We start from the raw sequence: 817 nt of genomic DNA, 5'->3' as shown, positions 1-817 counted from the left end.
AGCTGACTGAGCAGGATCCGGAGTACCACGAGACACGAGGAACCTTGTGGGAAGTAAGGGGGACCACCCCCTAAGGCTAAATACTACTTAGTGACCGATAGCGCATAGTACTGTGAAGGAAAGGTGAAAAGGACCCCGGGAGGGGAGTGAAAGAGAACCTGAAACCCTGTGTCTACAAGCTGTGGAAGTGCTTTATATGCACAACCGCGTACTTTTTGTAGAACGGTCCGGCGAGTTACGCTTACTGGCAAGGTTAAGTCCTCAAGGGATGGAGCCGAAGGGAAACCAAGTCTTAACAGGGCCAGAGTCAGTAGGAGTAGACCCGAAACCGGGTGATCTATCCATGTCCAGGTTGAAGCTGCCGTAAGAGGTAGTGGAGGACCGAACCCACATCCGTTGAAAAGGGTGGGGATGAGGTGTGGATAGGGGAGAAATTCCAATCGAACCCGGAGATAGCTGGTTCTCCTCGAAATAGCTTTAGGGCTAGCCTCGGTGTGAGTCTTGCGGAGGTAGAGCACTGAATTTCCTAGGGGGCGTCAAAGCCTACCGAAGAATATCAAACTCCGAATGCCGTGTAGATATCACCGGGAGTCAGACTGCACGAGATAAGTTGGGCGGTCAAAAGGGAAAGAGCCCAGACCTACAGTTAAGGTCCCAAAGTGCGCGTTAAGTGGAAAAGGATGTGGGATTTCGAAGACAACCAGGATGTTGGCTCAGAAGCAGCCATACATTCAAAGAGTGCGTAATAGCTCACTGGTCGAGAGGTCCTGCGCCGAAAATGTCCGGGGCTGAAACGCGCCACCGAAACTAAGGAATC

The 817-nt window shown here is 51.9% G+C and carries 1 rRNA gene; it reads left to right on the top strand.

Features of this window, described 5'->3' with window-relative positions:
* Positions 1 to 817, top strand: a 23S ribosomal RNA gene (locus GPK88_RS00480); the annotation flags it as partial.

Origin of the sequence: Blautia sp. MCC269 (assembly GCF_018785655.1) — a bacterium.
Lineage (GTDB): Bacteria > Bacillota > Clostridia > Lachnospirales > Lachnospiraceae > Blautia_A.
The sequence above is the reverse complement of the archived record's forward strand: the minus strand, read 5'-3'. Positions and strand labels throughout refer to the sequence as shown.